The 15,214-nt window shown below is 57.9% G+C and carries 11 protein-coding genes; 4 read left to right on the top strand and 7 right to left on the bottom strand.

Annotated elements, in window-relative coordinates; translation table 11 throughout:
- Both HY298_09510 and pabC read left to right on the top strand, forming a co-directional pair.
- Positions 1-1,500, top strand: coding sequence for a DUF1501 domain-containing protein (locus tag HY298_09510; GenBank protein ID MBI3850488.1), 1,500 nt, complete (start codon positions 1-3; stop codon positions 1,498-1,500).
- Positions 1,501-1,610: 110 nt separating this feature from the next.
- A complete protein-coding gene (gene pabC, locus HY298_09505; GenBank protein ID MBI3850487.1) occupies positions 1,611-2,456 on the top strand; it encodes an aminodeoxychorismate lyase in 846 nt (281 codons plus the stop codon).
- Between the two features lie 201 nt (positions 2,457-2,657).
- Here the strand turns inward: pabC and HY298_09500 are convergent, their stop codons facing one another.
- The 3 genes from HY298_09500 to HY298_09490 form a co-directional block, all read right to left on the bottom strand.
- On the bottom strand, positions 2,658-3,971 hold the full coding sequence (locus tag HY298_09500) for an HlyC/CorC family transporter (protein ID MBI3850486.1): 1,314 nt from the start codon (positions 3,969-3,971) through the stop codon (positions 2,658-2,660).
- Between the two features lies 1 nt (position 3,972).
- Complete coding sequence (locus HY298_09495; GenBank protein ID MBI3850485.1) at positions 3,973-4,962, bottom strand: DUF21 domain-containing protein; 990 nt, start codon at positions 4,960-4,962, stop codon at positions 3,973-3,975.
- Between the two features lie 73 nt (positions 4,963-5,035).
- Positions 5,036-6,268, bottom strand: coding sequence for an HlyC/CorC family transporter (locus tag HY298_09490; GenBank protein ID MBI3850484.1), 1,233 nt, complete (start codon positions 6,266-6,268; stop codon positions 5,036-5,038).
- Positions 6,269-6,729: 461 nt separating this feature from the next.
- Here HY298_09490 and HY298_09485 point away from each other — a divergent pair, with 461 nt between their 5' ends.
- Positions 6,730-7,722 (top strand): bifunctional methionine sulfoxide reductase B/A protein, encoded by a 993-nt coding sequence (locus tag HY298_09485; GenBank protein MBI3850483.1) that lies wholly within the window; start codon positions 6,730-6,732, stop codon positions 7,720-7,722.
- Between the two features lie 303 nt (positions 7,723-8,025).
- Positions 8,026-8,658: a DUF1080 domain-containing protein gene (locus HY298_09480; GenBank protein ID MBI3850482.1), complete on the top strand. Its 633-nt coding sequence runs from the start codon at positions 8,026-8,028 to the stop codon at positions 8,656-8,658.
- 23 nt (positions 8,659-8,681) lie between these two features.
- Here HY298_09480 and HY298_09475 read toward each other — a convergent pair whose 3' ends face one another.
- From HY298_09475 to HY298_09460, 4 genes are all read right to left on the bottom strand, one after another.
- A complete protein-coding gene (locus tag HY298_09475) occupies positions 8,682-9,617 on the bottom strand; it encodes a lytic transglycosylase domain-containing protein (GenBank protein MBI3850481.1) in 936 nt (311 codons plus the stop codon).
- A gap of 291 nt (positions 9,618-9,908) precedes the next feature.
- Positions 9,909-11,780 carry a c-type cytochrome gene (locus HY298_09470; protein MBI3850480.1) on the bottom strand — a complete coding sequence of 624 codons (1,872 nt, stop codon included), beginning with the start codon at positions 11,778-11,780 and terminating at the stop codon, positions 9,909-9,911.
- Entirely contained in the window at positions 11,777-12,190 is a 414-nt protein-coding gene (locus HY298_09465) for a hypothetical protein (GenBank protein MBI3850479.1), read from the bottom strand. Before HY298_09465 ends, HY298_09470 begins: the two co-directional genes overlap by 4 nt.
- 44 nt (positions 12,191-12,234) lie before the next feature.
- Positions 12,235-14,880: a HEAT repeat domain-containing protein gene (locus HY298_09460; protein MBI3850478.1), complete on the bottom strand. Its 2,646-nt coding sequence runs from the start codon at positions 14,878-14,880 to the stop codon at positions 12,235-12,237.
- Positions 14,881-15,214: the final 334 nt, after the last annotated feature.

The raw sequence follows: 15,214 nt of genomic DNA, 5'->3' as shown, positions 1-15,214 counted from the left end.
ATGAAGAATGACTTTGACCCGCGCGAGATCGTCAAGATGACCCGCCGCGCTTTTCTGGCGACGAGTGCCAGTGGCATTGGCACACTGGCTTTTGCTTCGCTGCTTGCGCGGGAAGGGTTGCTCGCCGCGGAATCGCAGAAGAATGGTGCGCCGACCACACCGCTGTCCGTCAAAGCGCCGCACTTCGCGCCCAAGGCAAAGAATTGCATTTTCTTCTACATGGAAGGCGCGCCGAGCCAGATGGATTTGTTCGATCCCAAACCGAAGCTGAACGAATTGAGCGGACAGAAACTGCCCGATTCAATGCTGGAGAAAGTCCGGTTCGCGTTCATTCAAAAGGAAGGCGCGCGGTTGATGGGCAGCCCGCGCAAGTTTCAGAAATACGGCCAGTGCGGCATGGATATTTCCGATCTGCTGCCGCATCTCGCGACGTGTGTCGATGACGTCGCGTGGATTCGCTCAATGCACACGGATCAGTTCAATCATCATCCCGGGCAGCTCATGATGCAGTGCGGCTCGCCAGTGTTCGGGCGGCCGACGATGGGCGCGTGGATGACTTACGGCCTGGGCAGCGAATCGCAAAATCTGCCGGGCTACGTGGTGCTCACGGCCGGACGCGGCACCAGCGGCGGCGCGTCGTTGTGGTCGAGTGGCTTTCTGCCATCCACGCACGCTGGAGTGCTGTTCCGCAATCAAGGCGATCCCGTGTTGAACCTCAGCAACCCGCCCGGCATCACGCCCGAGATGCAGCATTACGGTTTGGACACGGTGAATGATTTGAACAGGCTGCGCCACAAACAAGTTGGCGACCCGGAAATCGCCAGCCGCATCGCCGCTTACGAACTGGCGTTCCGCATGCAGACGGCCGCGCCAGAATTGATGGACTTAACCGGCGAGTCGGCGGCCACGATCGACGCTTACGGCATCAATCGCGAAGAACCGAAGATCAAGGCGGACCGCGGCGGCGGGCCGGGCCAGTTCAAGGCGTTCGCGACGAACTGCCTGCTCGCGCGGCGATTAGTCGAGCGCGGTGTCCGTTTCGTCAACATCTTCCATGCATCATGGGATCACCACAGCAACTTGAACGCGGAGTTGACGCACAACTGCCAGATGGCTGATCAGCCGATCGCCGCATTGCTCAAAGACCTCAAGCAACGCGGGCTGCTCGATTCCACGTTGGTCGTGTGGGGTTCGGAGTTTGGCCGGACGCCCTTGGGCGAAAACCGCGCCGGACGTGAGGCCAACACCGGCCGCGATCATCATCCCTTCGCGTTCACGATTTGGATGGCGGGCGGCGGTGTCAAAGGCGGGCAGATCATCGGCGAGACGGACGATATCGGCTGGAACGTCGTCAAAGATCCGATTCACATCAACGATCTTCACGCGACCATTCTTCACCTGTTCGGCATCGAGCACACCAAACTGACCTACCGGTTTTCCGGCCGGGATTTCCGGCTGACGGATGTGGCGGGCGAAGTGGTGACGAAACTCCTGGCGTAAGGGGATTCTATCCAACTTGGCCAAAGGAACGCCGAGCTGGAAGGAACCGAAACCTGATTTCGTTTCAATTTTTTCTCCGTGTCTCGACCTGAATACCGTAATAAATCCCGATGCTCGTCTTTCTGAATGGCAATTTCGTTCCCGAAGCACAAGCCGTCGTCTCCGTGTTTGATCGCAGCTTTCTCTACGGCGACGGTTTGTTTGAAACCATCCGTGTTTGCAATGGCAAACCATTTCGTTGGGCGCAACATCTGGAGCGGCTGCAACGCGGCGCGGAGTTTCTGAAACTGCGCCCGCCGCTTTCTCCCGATGCGCTGCGCGATTTTGCCGCGCAACTCATCGAGCGAAACCAAATGCCGGAATCTCTTTTGCGCCTCACACTTTCTCGTGGTGTCGGGCCGCGCGGGTATTCGCCCAAAGGCGCGGATCGTCCCACCGTCGTCATGTCGTTGCATTCTGCGCCTGACATTGATCCGAAGAATCCACCGCAATGGCGCTTGATTACCTCATCAGTTCGACTGCCGGCGAACGAGCCACTCGCGCAATTCAAGACCTGCAACAAGCTGCCACAAATTCTCGCCCGTGCCGAAGCCGATGTCGCCGGTGCCGATGAAGCGTTGCTGCTGAACACGAATGGTGAAGTCATCGAAGCCGCCAGCAGCAATCTTTTTTGGATCGAGAACGATACGGTTTGCACGCCGCCGCTGGTCAGTGGAATTCTGCCCGGCGTAACACGCGCCGTGGTTTTGGAGATTTGCCGGAAGTTGAAGATTGAAACGCAGGAAACCACCATCTTTCCAAAAGGGCTTCAGCAAGTGCAGAGCGTTTTTCTGTCGCTTAGTTCATGGGGCATTGTCCAGGCGACGACGCTCGACAACCACAGGTTGAGCCGGTCGCCGTTGGTGGAAAAGTTTCGCGAGGAGTACCACCGTCTTGTTCGTGCCGAGACGGAATGAACACGCGCCAGCGGAATCAGTTGTTGGAGTTCAGGCTTCAGCCAGTCGAACCTTTCAACCTCGGAACAAGCTGAAGCTTGGACTCCAACTCGGCGCTTCGTCACCCGCAATGCAATCCAAGCCAGTGCCCGCGGTGGCGGGTTTGTCGAATCGCGTCGGTGGTTCGCCGGCGGCCGAGGCGATTCCGCGGAACCTGGCTTTTCACGTCCGCCGTGTGAGTTTCAGTCGCGCCACGCGCATGCCGTCCATTTGCTCGACGCGTAACTCATGCGCGCCCACGGAAAACACATCCCCTGCTTTCGGAAAGCCGCCAAGCCGCTGCGTCACCCAGCCGCTGGTGGTGTTGATGCCTTCCTCGCGCAAGGCTTCGCCCACCAGCTCGCCCAATTCATGCAACGGTAAGGCCCCGTCCACTTCCCACGTCAGGTCGCCTGTCTTGACCAGCAACGGCTTCTCCTGATCGAACTCGTCTTGAATCTGGCCCACCAGTTCCTCCAAAATATTTTCCAAAGTCACCATGCCCACCGTGCCGCCGTATTCATCCACGACGATGGCGAAGTGCAGTTTCCGTTCGAGAAAGAGCTGGAGCAGTTTTTCCAGTCGCGCGGTCTCCGGCACATAGATCAATTTGCGCGCCACGGCGGTCAGCTCCGCCGCCTGCCGGGCCTTCAAACGCATGGCATACAAATCCTTGATATGAATCACGCCGAGGGTTTTGTCGAGGTCCCCGCCTTCGCACAACGGGAAACGCGAGTAGCGGGTTTTCTCCGCCACGTCGAGGCATTCCGCGATGCTGGCGTCCGTGTCCAGACTGACAATTTCATTGCGCGGGCGCATCACTTCGCGGGCGATGCGCCGTCGCAAATCCAGTGCGTTGAGCACAATCTCCCGTCCGAGCGCCGAACCGCCCGCCCGCATCTGGGAGGCGGAGAGCAACAAGCGCAACTCTTCTTCGGAATGCAGCGCTTCGGTCTCGACGCCCGGTTCCAACCCGACCTGCCGCAGCAGCCCTTGCGCTGAGCGGTTGAGCGCCACGACAAAGGGATAGGACGCCTTGTAAAACCAAAGCATCGGATAAGCGATCCAGACGGTGGTCGGCAAAGGTTTCTGGATGGCCAGCCATTTGGGGGCTTGTTCGCCGGCCACGATGTGCAGGAACGTGAGCGTGGAGAATCCAACGACGAAGGAAATCCAATGTTGCCAGTCCGGGGCCACGTTCAGCCAGCCCAACACCGGAGCGAGCAACGCGGTGAACACCGGCTCGCCCACCCAGCCCAGACCCAGGCTCGCCAGCGTGATGCCCAATTGCGCGGCGCTCAAAAACGCGTCCAGTTTTTGGAGAATAAGTCGCGCCACCTTCGCGCGCAGATGGCCGCGGTTGACGAGCGGCGTGAGTTGCGTGTCGCGGATTTTTACCAGCGCAAACTCAGCCGCGACAAAAAAGCCATTGAGCAGGACGAGCACCGCTACGGCCAGGATTTTCAACGCGATCAACAAGAGAGCGTTCGAGTCCATGTCAGAGTGTCACCTCTCCGAAGATGACCTTGAGAATGTCCTGTACGCTCACGATGCCCAGTTCGCGCTTGTTACGACCCAGCACAATGGCGAGCCGCTGTCCGCTGCGTTGCATCCGCCGCAAGGCCACTTCCAGCCGCAAATCCTCGTCCAGGTAGAGCGCAGGCTTCACAAAGTCGGCGACGGGCCGGGTCGTGTTGAAGTCGGACTGGTACAGCAGTTCCTTCAAGCTCACGAGGCCGACCATCCGCCGTTGCCCGTCTTTTTGTTCCCAGACCGGCAACCGCGTGAGCTGGCGTTCCCGGCAGAGCGCGAGCACCTCGCTCATCGGCGTTTGCGGCGTGACGACGGCAGCCTGCGACAGTGGGATCGCAATCTGGCGCACGGACAGGTTCTGCAGGTCGAGCACGCGATTGATCATCGCCCGTTCCTCCGACGTGAGACCCTGTGCGGATTCCTGCATCACCAGCCGCAATTCATCACGGTTGCCGAACAGGTGGCCGGTGAACACTTTCCCGCCGGTCCAGCGCAACAGCCAGCGCGAGCTGCGTTCCAGCAACGCGACCAACGGCGACAAGCCCACATGGATGAATCGAAATGGCCGGGCCAGCAGCAGGCAAAGACGATTCGGGAAAAGCCGGAACAACATCTTGGGCAACAGATCACCAAAGGCGTAGAGGAAAAACACGACCACCAGAAACACGAACACGAACCACGCCGGACGAAGGCTCAATCGCTGGTGCAACTCCGCCACGATCAAGCCCAGTGCGATGAAATTCGCCAGGGTGTTGCCGACCAGAATGGTCCACAGAAAATTCTCCGGGTTCTCCAGACAGCCGTGCAGCAATCGGGCGGATCGTTTGCCCGCCCGCATTTGCTGCCGAATGCGCACCCGGCTTAGCGCAAACACCCCCGCCTCCATCCCGGAAAAGAAGAACGACGAGGCCAGGCACGCGACGATGGTCGATACAATAAGAAACCTGTTTTCCATGGCTATCTTTGCAGAATCCCACATCCGTCCGGCGGAGCAATGAGGACCGTGGCTCTTGAATGGACGACCGGCCTCATTTCACCACCTCCACCAGCAATTCGCGGACACGGCGTTCGTCCACCACCCGCGCCGTCAACCGCAACCCGCGAAACGTGATGGCTTCTCCGGCTGCCGGCACCACGCCCAATTGATCCATCAGCACGCCGCCGAGCGTCTCCACCTCCGACACCTCGCCGAGTTCCGGATATTCGCGGCGGAAATCGTCCAGCCGCATGGTGCCGTTGACCCGCCAGCGGCCCGGCTGGAGTTTTTCCATCACAAACCCTTCGGCCTCGCCTTCACCGCGGATCTGGCCGACCATTTTTTCCAGAATGTCCTCCATCGTCACCAACCCTGCGGTGCCGCCAAATTCGTCCAGCACGATCGCCAGCCCACGCTGCTGCCGTTGCAGACTCTTGAGCAACTGCAACAAGTTCATCGTCTCGGGAACGAAGGACGGGAATTCAATCGCATCCGCCAGATCAATCTGCGGATCGAGCAACAAGGCGCGCGTGTTCAGGACGCCGACGATGGTGTCGGGCGTTTCGTCGTAGAGGGGCAGGCGGCGATGCTTGAAGCGGCGGGCGGCGGTTATCATTTCCTCGATCGACAGTTCATCCGACAGGCAAGCCATCTGCGAGCGCGGCTTCATCACTTCCTTCACCGTGCGTTGGTCCAGACTGATGATCTGCAGAATGATTTCCTTCTCGGACTGGGCCAGCGTGCCTTGTTGATACGCCAGTTCGAGCAACTCCTGATACTCCGCGTCGGACAACGCCCCATGTGGTTTGATGGACTCCGGCACCACGGCCTGGAGCATGGCCATGTTCAAACGCTGCGCGATCTGACGCAACGGCCGGCTCAACACCTGGAGGAACAACAGCGGACGCGCGACCCGCAGCGACCAGTATTCCGCCTGACGCACGGCCAGCGTCTTGGGCAAAACCTCGCAGCCCAACAGAATCAAAAGCAAGACCGCCGCCAACGTGACACTCAAAGGCCAGTGACCGTTCAAGGCCATCCAAAGCGCGATGGCCAGGAGCGCGGCGTTGGCGAACGTGTTGCCCAGCACCATGGTCGCCAGCAAATCCTGCGGCTCGGCCAGCAGACGCAAGACCCGGCCGCCCGCCAGCGATTCGCGCTCGGCCAGTTGGCGCGCCTGCCATTTGCCAAGGGAAAAGAGCGCCGTCTCAGCCAGCGCGAAGAAGAAACTCGCACCGGCAAGCACGACCAGCCCAGCCACGGCCATCCACGGCGTCAACTCCATGCGCCTCAGCATTACGGAAAGAAAGGAAATGAAAAAGTCAAAAGTCTGGGCCCGTGAAAGCAGCCGCCGACAGCAGCGCGTTATATCCATTGCTTGAGAGGGTCGATAAAGCGAGTCACGCACCCCGCCCCGCCGGCTCTCGGCCCATCGAGTGGAGAAAGGGTGGTCGAAGGCGGGGTGGGAATTCCCGAATGAAGAAGCAAGTCAGCTCCGCTTTGCGTCGCCCCGTTGGGGTTGAACGGATCCACTCTCTGCTGTAAGGTCTCGTCGGCGTGCGCGTCTTATATTATGGTGCGCCAGGAATATTCCTGGCGTGCAGATTTTGGAATATGAAAAACATGCATTCAGTCAAAATTACAGGATTTGCTGCCGCCATTCTGTTGGCGGGAGGATTTGTCGCGGTCATCAGCAGCAAGGGCACCGGGCAACAAATTGGCGCATCAACGAACCAGCAAGGCAATATGAAGGATTTCAAGAAACCAGATCCGCAGCAGTTGAAAGCAAAATTGTCCCCCGAACAATTTGCCGTCACGCAACAGTGCGGCACAGAGCCGCCCTTCCGCAATGCGTATTGGAACAATCACAAGCCTGGCCTTTACGTGGATGTGGTGTCGGGCGAGCCGCTTTTCAGTTCACTGGACAAGTTTGATTCCGGCAGCGGCTGGCCGAGCTTCACACGTCCGGTAGCCAAGGCGGAAATCGTCGAGAAGAAGGATGTGTCGCACGGCATGGTGCGGACGGAGGTGCGGTCGAAAGAAGCGGATTCGCATCTGGGCCACTTGTTTGACGACGGACCGAGCGACAAGGGTGGTTTGCGTTACTGCATCAACTCGGCGTCGCTGCGCTTCGTGCCGGTTGAGAAGATGGAAGCGGAAGGCTATGCGGCGTATCTTGAACCGTTCGTGAAAGCGGGTTTGATCAAGGCATCCGCAGGCTCGAATTCTTCGGACAAATCTTCCGCGACCACGAAACAGGAGACGGCGATTCTGGCGGGCGGTTGCTTCTGGGGCATGGAGGAAATCATCCGCAAGCTTCCCGGTGTGATCGAAACGACCGTGGGTTACAGCGGCGGGACAACAAGAAATCCGACCTATCAGCAAGTTTGCACCGGGCGAACCGGTCACGCGGAAGCAATTCAGGTGGTGTTTGATCCGGCCAAACTGAGTTACGAACAATTGCTCGGTTACTTTTTCCGCATGCACGATCCCACGACGCTCAACCAGCAACACAACGACATCGGCACGCAGTATCGGTCAGCCATTTTCTACACGAGCGACGAGCAGAAGCAGACCGCGGAGCGCGTGAAGGCGCAGGTGGACAAATCAGGCAAGTTCAAGCGACCGGTCGTGACGGAAATCACCAAGGCCTCGGAATTCTATCCGGCAGAAGATTACCATCAGAAGTATCTTGTGAAAAACCCTGGTGGTTACACCTGCCACGTCCTGCGAGATTGACAGACCGTTGGAAAAGACCCGCTTCGCTCGTAGCCGCCGAAGTAATGAGGCGGACTTCCCCAAGCAATTGCAACCTTTCGTCCGCCTCGTTACCTCGGCGGCTAGTTCTTGGCAGGGCTGTCATACTGTTTGCCAAAATTGATTTCCGGATGGCCCCTCACCCCGTCCCTCTCCCCATCCGATGGGGAGAGGGTGGCCGAAGGCCGGGTGAGGGCTTTTCATACTTCTATCCGGAAATTTGTTTCGGCAATCAAGTTAAAATTCCGATTGTCCTCCAAGTCACCTTCGTCTAAAGTGTCCGCCATGAAATTCAAATTTTTGACGATATTTACTCTTGCCTGCATCGCCATTGCCCGCCTCAACGCCGCAGAATCCGAGGAGGGCTTCGTGACCATCTGCGACGGTAAAACCTTCAACGGTTGGAAGGCCTCCATCGACAGCCCTGACACCTGGAAGATCGAGGACGGCGCGTTCGTCGCCCACGGCAAGACCGACCATCTGTATTACGTAGGCGATCCCAAGCCGTTCAAAAATTTCATCCTGCGCGTGGACGTGATGACGGAGCCAAATTCCAATGGCGGCATTTATTTTCATACGCGCTATCAGGACCGGAGCTGGCCGAAGTACGGCTTCGAATCGCAAGTGAACGTCAGCCACGGTGATTGGAAAAAGACCGGTAGCCTCTACGATGTTGTGAATGTCGCCTCCACTCCCGCGAAAGACAACAAATGGTGGACGCAGGAGATCACCGTCAAAGGCAACAAAGTGACCGTGAAAGTTGACGGACAAATCGTCCTCGAATACAATGAGCCGCCCGGTGCCCAACCGCGCCCGGATTACACGCGCAAGCTCGACGAAGGCACCTTCGCGCTTCAGGCGCATGATCCGAAGAGTGTCGTCCGCTACAAAAACATCCGCGTGAAGCGGCTGGACTGAAGGTAATCGCCGCCACTGCGCGCTCACACCTTCGGCAACTTTAGTTCAGTGAAAGTCAGCCCTTCGCGCTTTTTCAACGTCGCTTCGCACTTGGGCACATACATCTGCGTTTCTGCCGGAAGGTGACTGGCTATGGCGTCGAAGCTGCGCGTCTTGTATTTCTTCAGCAGCACATCGACGCGACTCTCACCGGCGTTGTAAGCCGCGAGGGCGAGTCGCCAGTCACCATAACGACCGTGCAGGTAGCGCAAGTATTTGGCCGCGGCCCGCGCGCTTTTTTCCGCGTTGAGCCGCTCATCCGGCAACCAGGTCGAAAGACCAAGTCGCTTTGCCGTGGGTCGTGTCAGTTGGAACATCCCCGCGGCGCCCGCTGGACTTTTTGCACCCGGATTGAAAGATGACTCGACCTCCGCCAGCCACACCAGTTGTGACGGCGCGCCTCCAGCGACGAAAATCGGTTTGAGTCGCGGCACATAAGTTTGCGCGTGCGGCGGCAAGGGACGTTTCTCCAACTGCTTGTCCCAGACCGAGCGCTGGAGTTGCAATGATGGGCGCGGCAGTGGTGGCTTGGGCACGCCGGGCTTTGGCGGAGGCGGTTGCATTCTGCGCCGCAGTTCGGCCGAGGTTTCGAGATAGTCGAGCCGGGTTTGCAGCCATTCAGCATAGGGACGTGTCTCGTCGAATTGCAGCAGCAACGGGAGCAGAACCGTCGCGGTTTCTTTCAACGGTCCAAGGTCGTAAATATCCTCGCTCTGCAAATCCCGCAGCAGGTCATCGAACAATTTTCGGGCGCGTTCCTGGTCCGTTTCTGTCAACGCCTGCAGCACGCGGTCATCGAGGTTCTCGCGCAGCCATTGCTGGACGGACGGATCGAGGTCATCGAGTTGAAGCAGCGGCGCCTGCGGCGACGCGGCGCTCACGACCAGCAGCATCAAAACAATGGCCAGGCGGATTCTCACGGCGAGGATATTAAGAGCCCTGCTCAGAATTGCAGCCAAGGAAATTGATGAGCCACGGTGAGATCGTGACCTCCGCCACCGAACCGCGACACCCACGTATCGAACGATGCGGTTGAAACGTGTGGGGAGCGCAGCCGCCCCGGCTGCGGTTCGGCGCGCCATCGCGCCGAACCCTTCTCAGGGCGCACACATCATTTGGTTCACCGGCTAATGCACTCCTGCCGACGACGAGGGCGTCGTCGGCTGCGCCCGTGGCGGGCGCGCTCCCCGACTTCACCTGTTTCGGTTAGGTTAAGGCTCGTGTTTGTGCGGTCGAAGATTGCCGCCGGACTCCAAGTAGGCGAGCAGGTCAAAAATTTCCTCCTTCGAGAGCAGGTTCAGCAATCCGAGCGGCATGGGCGAAGAACCTTGTGGTTGCTGCGATTTCACGTCGGACTTTTTTAGGGTTTGAATCAACGCATCAGATGGCCCTGTCTGTACGGTTAGAGTGTCGGCATCTTCTTTCACAACCATGCCCAGCATCTCGTCACCATTCTTGAGTTCGAACTGGACGTTGCGGTAGCGGTTGCTGATGACGAGCGATGGTTCGAGTATCTGCCGCAACACTTCGGCGCGATTGTTGTTATACCGTTTGAGCACATCGGTCAGATCAGGGCCGAAATTAACTCCGTCCGCGCCGAGTTTGTGGCACGACGCGCAGGCGAGCTTGGTGAAAAGGTCTTTGCCACGCGCAAGGTTTCGATCGGCGCTTGCTTTGGCGAGGTCGGGCGCGAGGTCGTCGAGCTTCCATTCGGTCAACTTCGGTTGGGCAGTTGCGTGGCTGGCCAGATATGCTTCCACATCCTTGACCACGGCGAGCGTGCCAACCATGCGCCGCCAATGGCCGGGGAACGTGCAGACATACTGGTAGTCGCCCGGCTCCGTCGGCGCGGTGAAGCTCAGTTTGGTCTGTTGGCCTGGATCGACGAGTTTCGTGGCGTGAAGAATTTTTGAGGATGGTGGGATGTAGAGGTGACCTTGCGTGTCGGGTTCGGGAGACATTTTTTCCGCGGCGGTGCCAATCTCCTCAACCGCGCCAGGCATTGTGACCACGAGGTTGTGCGGCATGGCGTCATCGTTGATCAAAACAATCGCCACCGGCTTGCCGGCTTCGACGACGATGAGCGATTTGTCGTAAAGCATCTGTTCGGGGATCGTGCGGATGACAAAGACGCTCACGCCCAGCGCGCGAAGTGTCTTGGCGAAGGTTGTCGCTTTTTCCGGCGGCAACATCGATGTCAAATCCGTGGCGAACTGAAACGCGCTGACCATCTCCGGCTCCGTGCGCTTATCAACCGGCACGCTTTGCAAATACGCCACTAGGCTTTCGATCAATGGTTCGGCTTGGTCTGCGCGCCACGACTTGCGCGGCAGTCGCTGAAGGCTCGCGACAACGGTGGCGCGTTCTGTTCCAGACTTCACCAACGCGGCCAGTGTGTTGAAGGTTTCCGCGTCGTGACCGGGCACGGCGGCGACGGCGGTGATCGCCGCACGGCGGACTTCAGCGGGATCGGCTCTGTGAAGGAGCGGCTCGATTTTCGGATAAAGCGCGGCACGAAGGTTCGCGTCGCGAATCAATGGGATGGACAGAAGCAAATCCGACAGTTTCGTTGGGTTCGATTCTACTTGTTGCCACGCTTTGTCAGCGGAGCCGTCCGCAGTGACCAGCGCGGCGTAACCGATCTGGCGGGTCAACGCCAACTGCGCGTCGGTGGCCAGCTTTTCGAGATCAGTTCGCTTGGCGGCGAGATCGGCGGGTTTGTTTTGAAGTAACAACGCGGTGAGGTCGCGCAACACCGGCTCTGATTCCTCACCTTTCTTGTCCAACTCCGCGATTGCGCGGATCAACTCGGTCAACGTGTCCGTGTTGCGGATTTTCGCAAGGCCCTCCAGCGCTTCGACGCGGTACTTGCGCTCAAATCCTTTGCGTTGCAGCAGCGCAACGTAAACAAATTCACTGCGCGGCGCTTCGATGAGTTCCTTGTTCGAAAGGCGACCGAGAACGTAGGCCGCCGCCGCCGGGCTTTTCGGCAAAAAGAATGTTTTCTTGAGCGGCTCCTCGGCTGCGTGGAAGGGCGATGGGGCCAACGTGAGCACCACCAACAGCGTGAGAAATCTAGTCATGTGCCGAAGAAGAGATTTCTAGCAGGTCCGAAGAACACGAGAGTCAGAATAATCCCGTCAAGCAATAGCTCAATTTCGTTGACCATATGGTCCAATCCACTTCTGACGTTCCAGAATGTAGTAGGGAACAGAAAAATCTTACCTGTAATGCTCCCGGCAAAAAGCCAAGGCGCGAACTGCCAGAGAAAAAACATCCCGATGAATCCTACAACTCCACATCCGATGACCAATGTGTTTGCAAGAGTAAACACTGCGAGATAAAACTTGGACTTCCCACGAAGAATATCCATCCGGTTGGGCTTAGCACTTACAACGTGATCGGGCAGTAAAACAAATTTTCCGACAACGAAGCCGAGGGTTACAACAAGAGCATAGACGCATAGAAGCACGTTGAATTGTTGTTGTGTCATGTGCGCAAAATGACCACTAACTGGAGTTTACTGCCGATTTCAGTTCAGCGGACATTCACATACTTGTCCAGGGCCTTCATCGTTTCGTCGAGGCAATACTTGATGTAGTAATCCGGTTTGTTCGGATCAGCTTCCTTGTCGAGCACGGCCAGCGCCACTTCCGCCGCCTTGGCAGTCTTGAAGAAGCTGCAAGCGCGCACGGCTTCGAGGCGGACACGCGGGCTTTCGTCCTTTGCCTGGACTTCGAGCAGCGCCAGCGGGTCTTTGACGCGGTCGCGCCAGTAGCAGAGGACACGCGTGGCGGCGGCGCGGGCGTGATAATCGGGCGAGCGGAGCATCCGTTTGAGCAGGTCTTCATCCATGATGTTCATCCATTGGTGCACCCAGAGCGCTTCGGTCATGTGATGTTCGTACGCCTTGTCGTTCTTATCAAGGTTTGCGGTCCATTTGTTCAGCGCGGCAATGACTTTGGCACTGTCGTGTTTGCCGAGTTCGATCTTCGCCCGCGTGCGCACGTCATTCTCAGGTTCTTTGAGCAGGTCGAGCAATTTCTCGATGGGCTGACCGTCGATCTTCGACGGTTTGAGCAATGGGCGGCCTTCGTAAGTGATGCGATAGATGCGGCCGTGCTGATGGTCGCGGTTCGGGTCGCGGATGTGGTGCTGCATGTGGCCGATGAGTTGTTGCGACCAGTCGAGAACATAGAGCGAGCCGTCCGGGGCGACACTGACGCCGGTCGGCCGGAAGTTGGGATCGTCCGATTTCACGAGATCTTCGATCGTCTCGCCTTTCAGGCCTGAACCTTGCTCGGTGACCTTCGCGCGGAAGATGCCCTGGAAACCAATGACGTTGCAGTTGAGGAAATTTCCCTGGAACTCTTCCGGGAAATGCCGGCTGGAGATGATGCCGGTGCCGGGGCATGGGCGCGACGGTTGTTTCCAGAACGTCTGCATGTGCGGATGCTTCGCCGGGTAATCGAGGTGGCCGCTGAACGCCGGACCGAAATAGTTCTCGTTGCCTGTGGCATCGGTGATGATGTCATTGCCCCAGTAATCGAAAACACGCCCGTGCGCGTTGGCGAAACCGTAGGGAACGTAGCGCTCAAACTTGTAGGTGCGCGGCTCGAAACGGTAGATGCACGCGTCCTCGTTGCGCACCGGCCCGTCGGCGGTCTCGACTTGCGTGCGATGGAAGACGCCGTCGCTGAGATACGTCGCGCCACCCGGATCGAGCACCATGGAGTTGGCGGTGTGATGTGAATCGGCGGAGTCCATGCCCATCAGCACGCGCTCCTTCCAATCGGCCTTGCCGTCGCCGTTGGTGTCGCGGACGAACCACAAGTCCGGCGCTTGCATCACGAGCACGCCGTCCTTGTAAAACTGAAATCCCGTCGGGCAGTTCAGATCATCGAGGAAATGCGTCACCTTGTCGGCCTTGCCATCCCCGTTGGTGTCCTCGAAGACGAGCAATTTGTCGCCAACCGTGCTGGTCGGCGTGCGTTCGGGGTAACTGGGCCAGGCGGCGACCCAGAGGCGGCCCTTCGTGTCGAACGCCATCTGCACCGGGTTTACCAGTTCCGGAAATTTTTCTTCGCTCGCAAAGAGGTTGACCTTGCAACCTTTGGCGAGGGTCATGTGTTTGATGGCTTCTTCGCCGCTGAGATAGGGTTTGACGTCCTGCTTGTTCGATTCAAATTTTTCGACGGGCGCCAGATTCGAATCATCGATCTTGAGGTCGCCGCCTTTGGCCACGGCCCAGATGCGCTGGTCGCGGTTCGCGGTCAGCACGTCGCGCTGCGACATTTCCTCCTGCATGATCTGGAAGTTAGTAATCTTCTCGGAGTCTTTGCCGGCCCGGGGAAATTCCAGTTTGGAACGCCCGCCATAAACGTTGTAGCCGTCCACCGTGCGATAACGGGAGCGCCACATGGCATCTTTCTCCAAAACGGCGGCGCGGAGTTTTTCGAGATTACCACCGGGCGGATTCTCGTTGAACAAAGCATGAAAGATTTCCGGGGCGAGCGCTTTATTACCGGCTTCGGTGAGGAGGAAGGTGTTGAACGTGAGTGATTGACCGCGCTTGGCCGCTTCGGCGTAGAGTCGCTGCGAAATGGAGAAGAGGTCCACGAAGGGAACGTCGTTGGCCTTGGCCACCTCGACCATGGCGATGGTGTAAAGCTTCAAATTGCCGTTGTTGGGCGATGGATCAGGGAGATTGGGGTCGGAAAGTTTTTCGTTGGAGATGGGCGAGAACAAGACGATGCGCGGCGCGCCCTTGCCGGAAAAATCTTTTGCCTTCGTGTCCTTGAGGAATTTGTCGAGGTTCTGCTTGAATTTGTCGAGACCCGCCTCGCCTTTGAAAGACTCGTTGAAGCCGAAGAAGGCGAAGATCACGTCTGCCTTGGTCTTCGTCAGCCACTCGTCGCGCGAGCCGAAATTCTCGGAGCGATGCCAGGTGGTGACTTCGTCACCGGAACTGGCGAGATTGCGGAAGACGAGATCCTGCTTCGGAAACTTCGCGTAAATGAGCGTCTCCAGCCAGGCATCATGCTGCATCCGGTCGGCGAGCGCGTTGCCGATTAGGCAGATGTGGTCGCCTTTCTTGAGTTCAAGTGGCGCAGCGGCGGCGCTATCTGGCAACAACGTTGCAATGGACAACGAGAGAAAAGTCAGCAGGCAAAATGATTTCATAAAGGCCGGAAGCATTGTCGAAAACAGCGGCGTTGAATAGAGAATTTTAGAGGTCGCTAGGAGTTGCTTGGAGAAAAATGCGACTGATTCAATCCGAAATAGTCTCAGCAGGTAGTTCGTGGATTGTGAAGATGAATCAGCGTGGGCTAGGAGTTTCGAGCGGAATTCCCGGTTTGTGTGCGGCTTTTTTGTTTTGCCCGCGACTCCGCAATAGTTTTGATTCGCCCATGTTGGACGCCAACAAAATAAGCCTCGATGCAAGCAGCACAATAATTCCGCGTCGAATCTTCCGCCCGTTCAACAGAAACGTTGACCGTTCTGACGGCCGGACTTT

This window comes from Verrucomicrobiota bacterium, from assembly GCA_016200005.1.
GTDB lineage: Bacteria > Verrucomicrobiota > Verrucomicrobiia > Limisphaerales > PALSA-1396 > PALSA-1396.
The sequence above is the reverse complement of the archived record's forward strand: the minus strand, read 5'-3'. Positions and strand labels throughout refer to the sequence as shown.

Coding starts and splice junctions, on each gene's coding strand:
- HY298_09510 (MBI3850488.1), top strand. CDS start 1: ATGAAGAATGACTTTGACCCGCGCGAGATCGTCAAGATGACCCGCCGC.
- pabC (MBI3850487.1), top strand. CDS start 1,611: ATGCTCGTCTTTCTGAATGGCAATTTCGTTCCCGAAGCACAAGCCGTC.
- HY298_09500 (MBI3850486.1), bottom strand. CDS start 3,971: ATGGACTCGAACGCTCTCTTGTTGATCGCGTTGAAAATCCTGGCCGTA.
- HY298_09495 (MBI3850485.1), bottom strand. CDS start 4,962: ATGGAAAACAGGTTTCTTATTGTATCGACCATCGTCGCGTGCCTGGCC.
- HY298_09490 (MBI3850484.1), bottom strand. CDS start 6,268: ATGGAGTTGACGCCGTGGATGGCCGTGGCTGGGCTGGTCGTGCTTGCC.
- HY298_09485 (MBI3850483.1), top strand. CDS start 6,730: ATGAAGGATTTCAAGAAACCAGATCCGCAGCAGTTGAAAGCAAAATTG.
- HY298_09480 (MBI3850482.1), top strand. CDS start 8,026: ATGAAATTCAAATTTTTGACGATATTTACTCTTGCCTGCATCGCCATT.
- HY298_09470 (MBI3850480.1), bottom strand. CDS start 11,780: ATGACTAGATTTCTCACGCTGTTGGTGGTGCTCACGTTGGCCCCATCG.
- HY298_09465 (MBI3850479.1), bottom strand. CDS start 12,190: ATGACACAACAACAATTCAACGTGCTTCTATGCGTCTATGCTCTTGTT.
- HY298_09460 (MBI3850478.1), bottom strand. CDS start 14,880: ATGAAATCATTTTGCCTGCTGACTTTTCTCTCGTTGTCCATTGCAACG.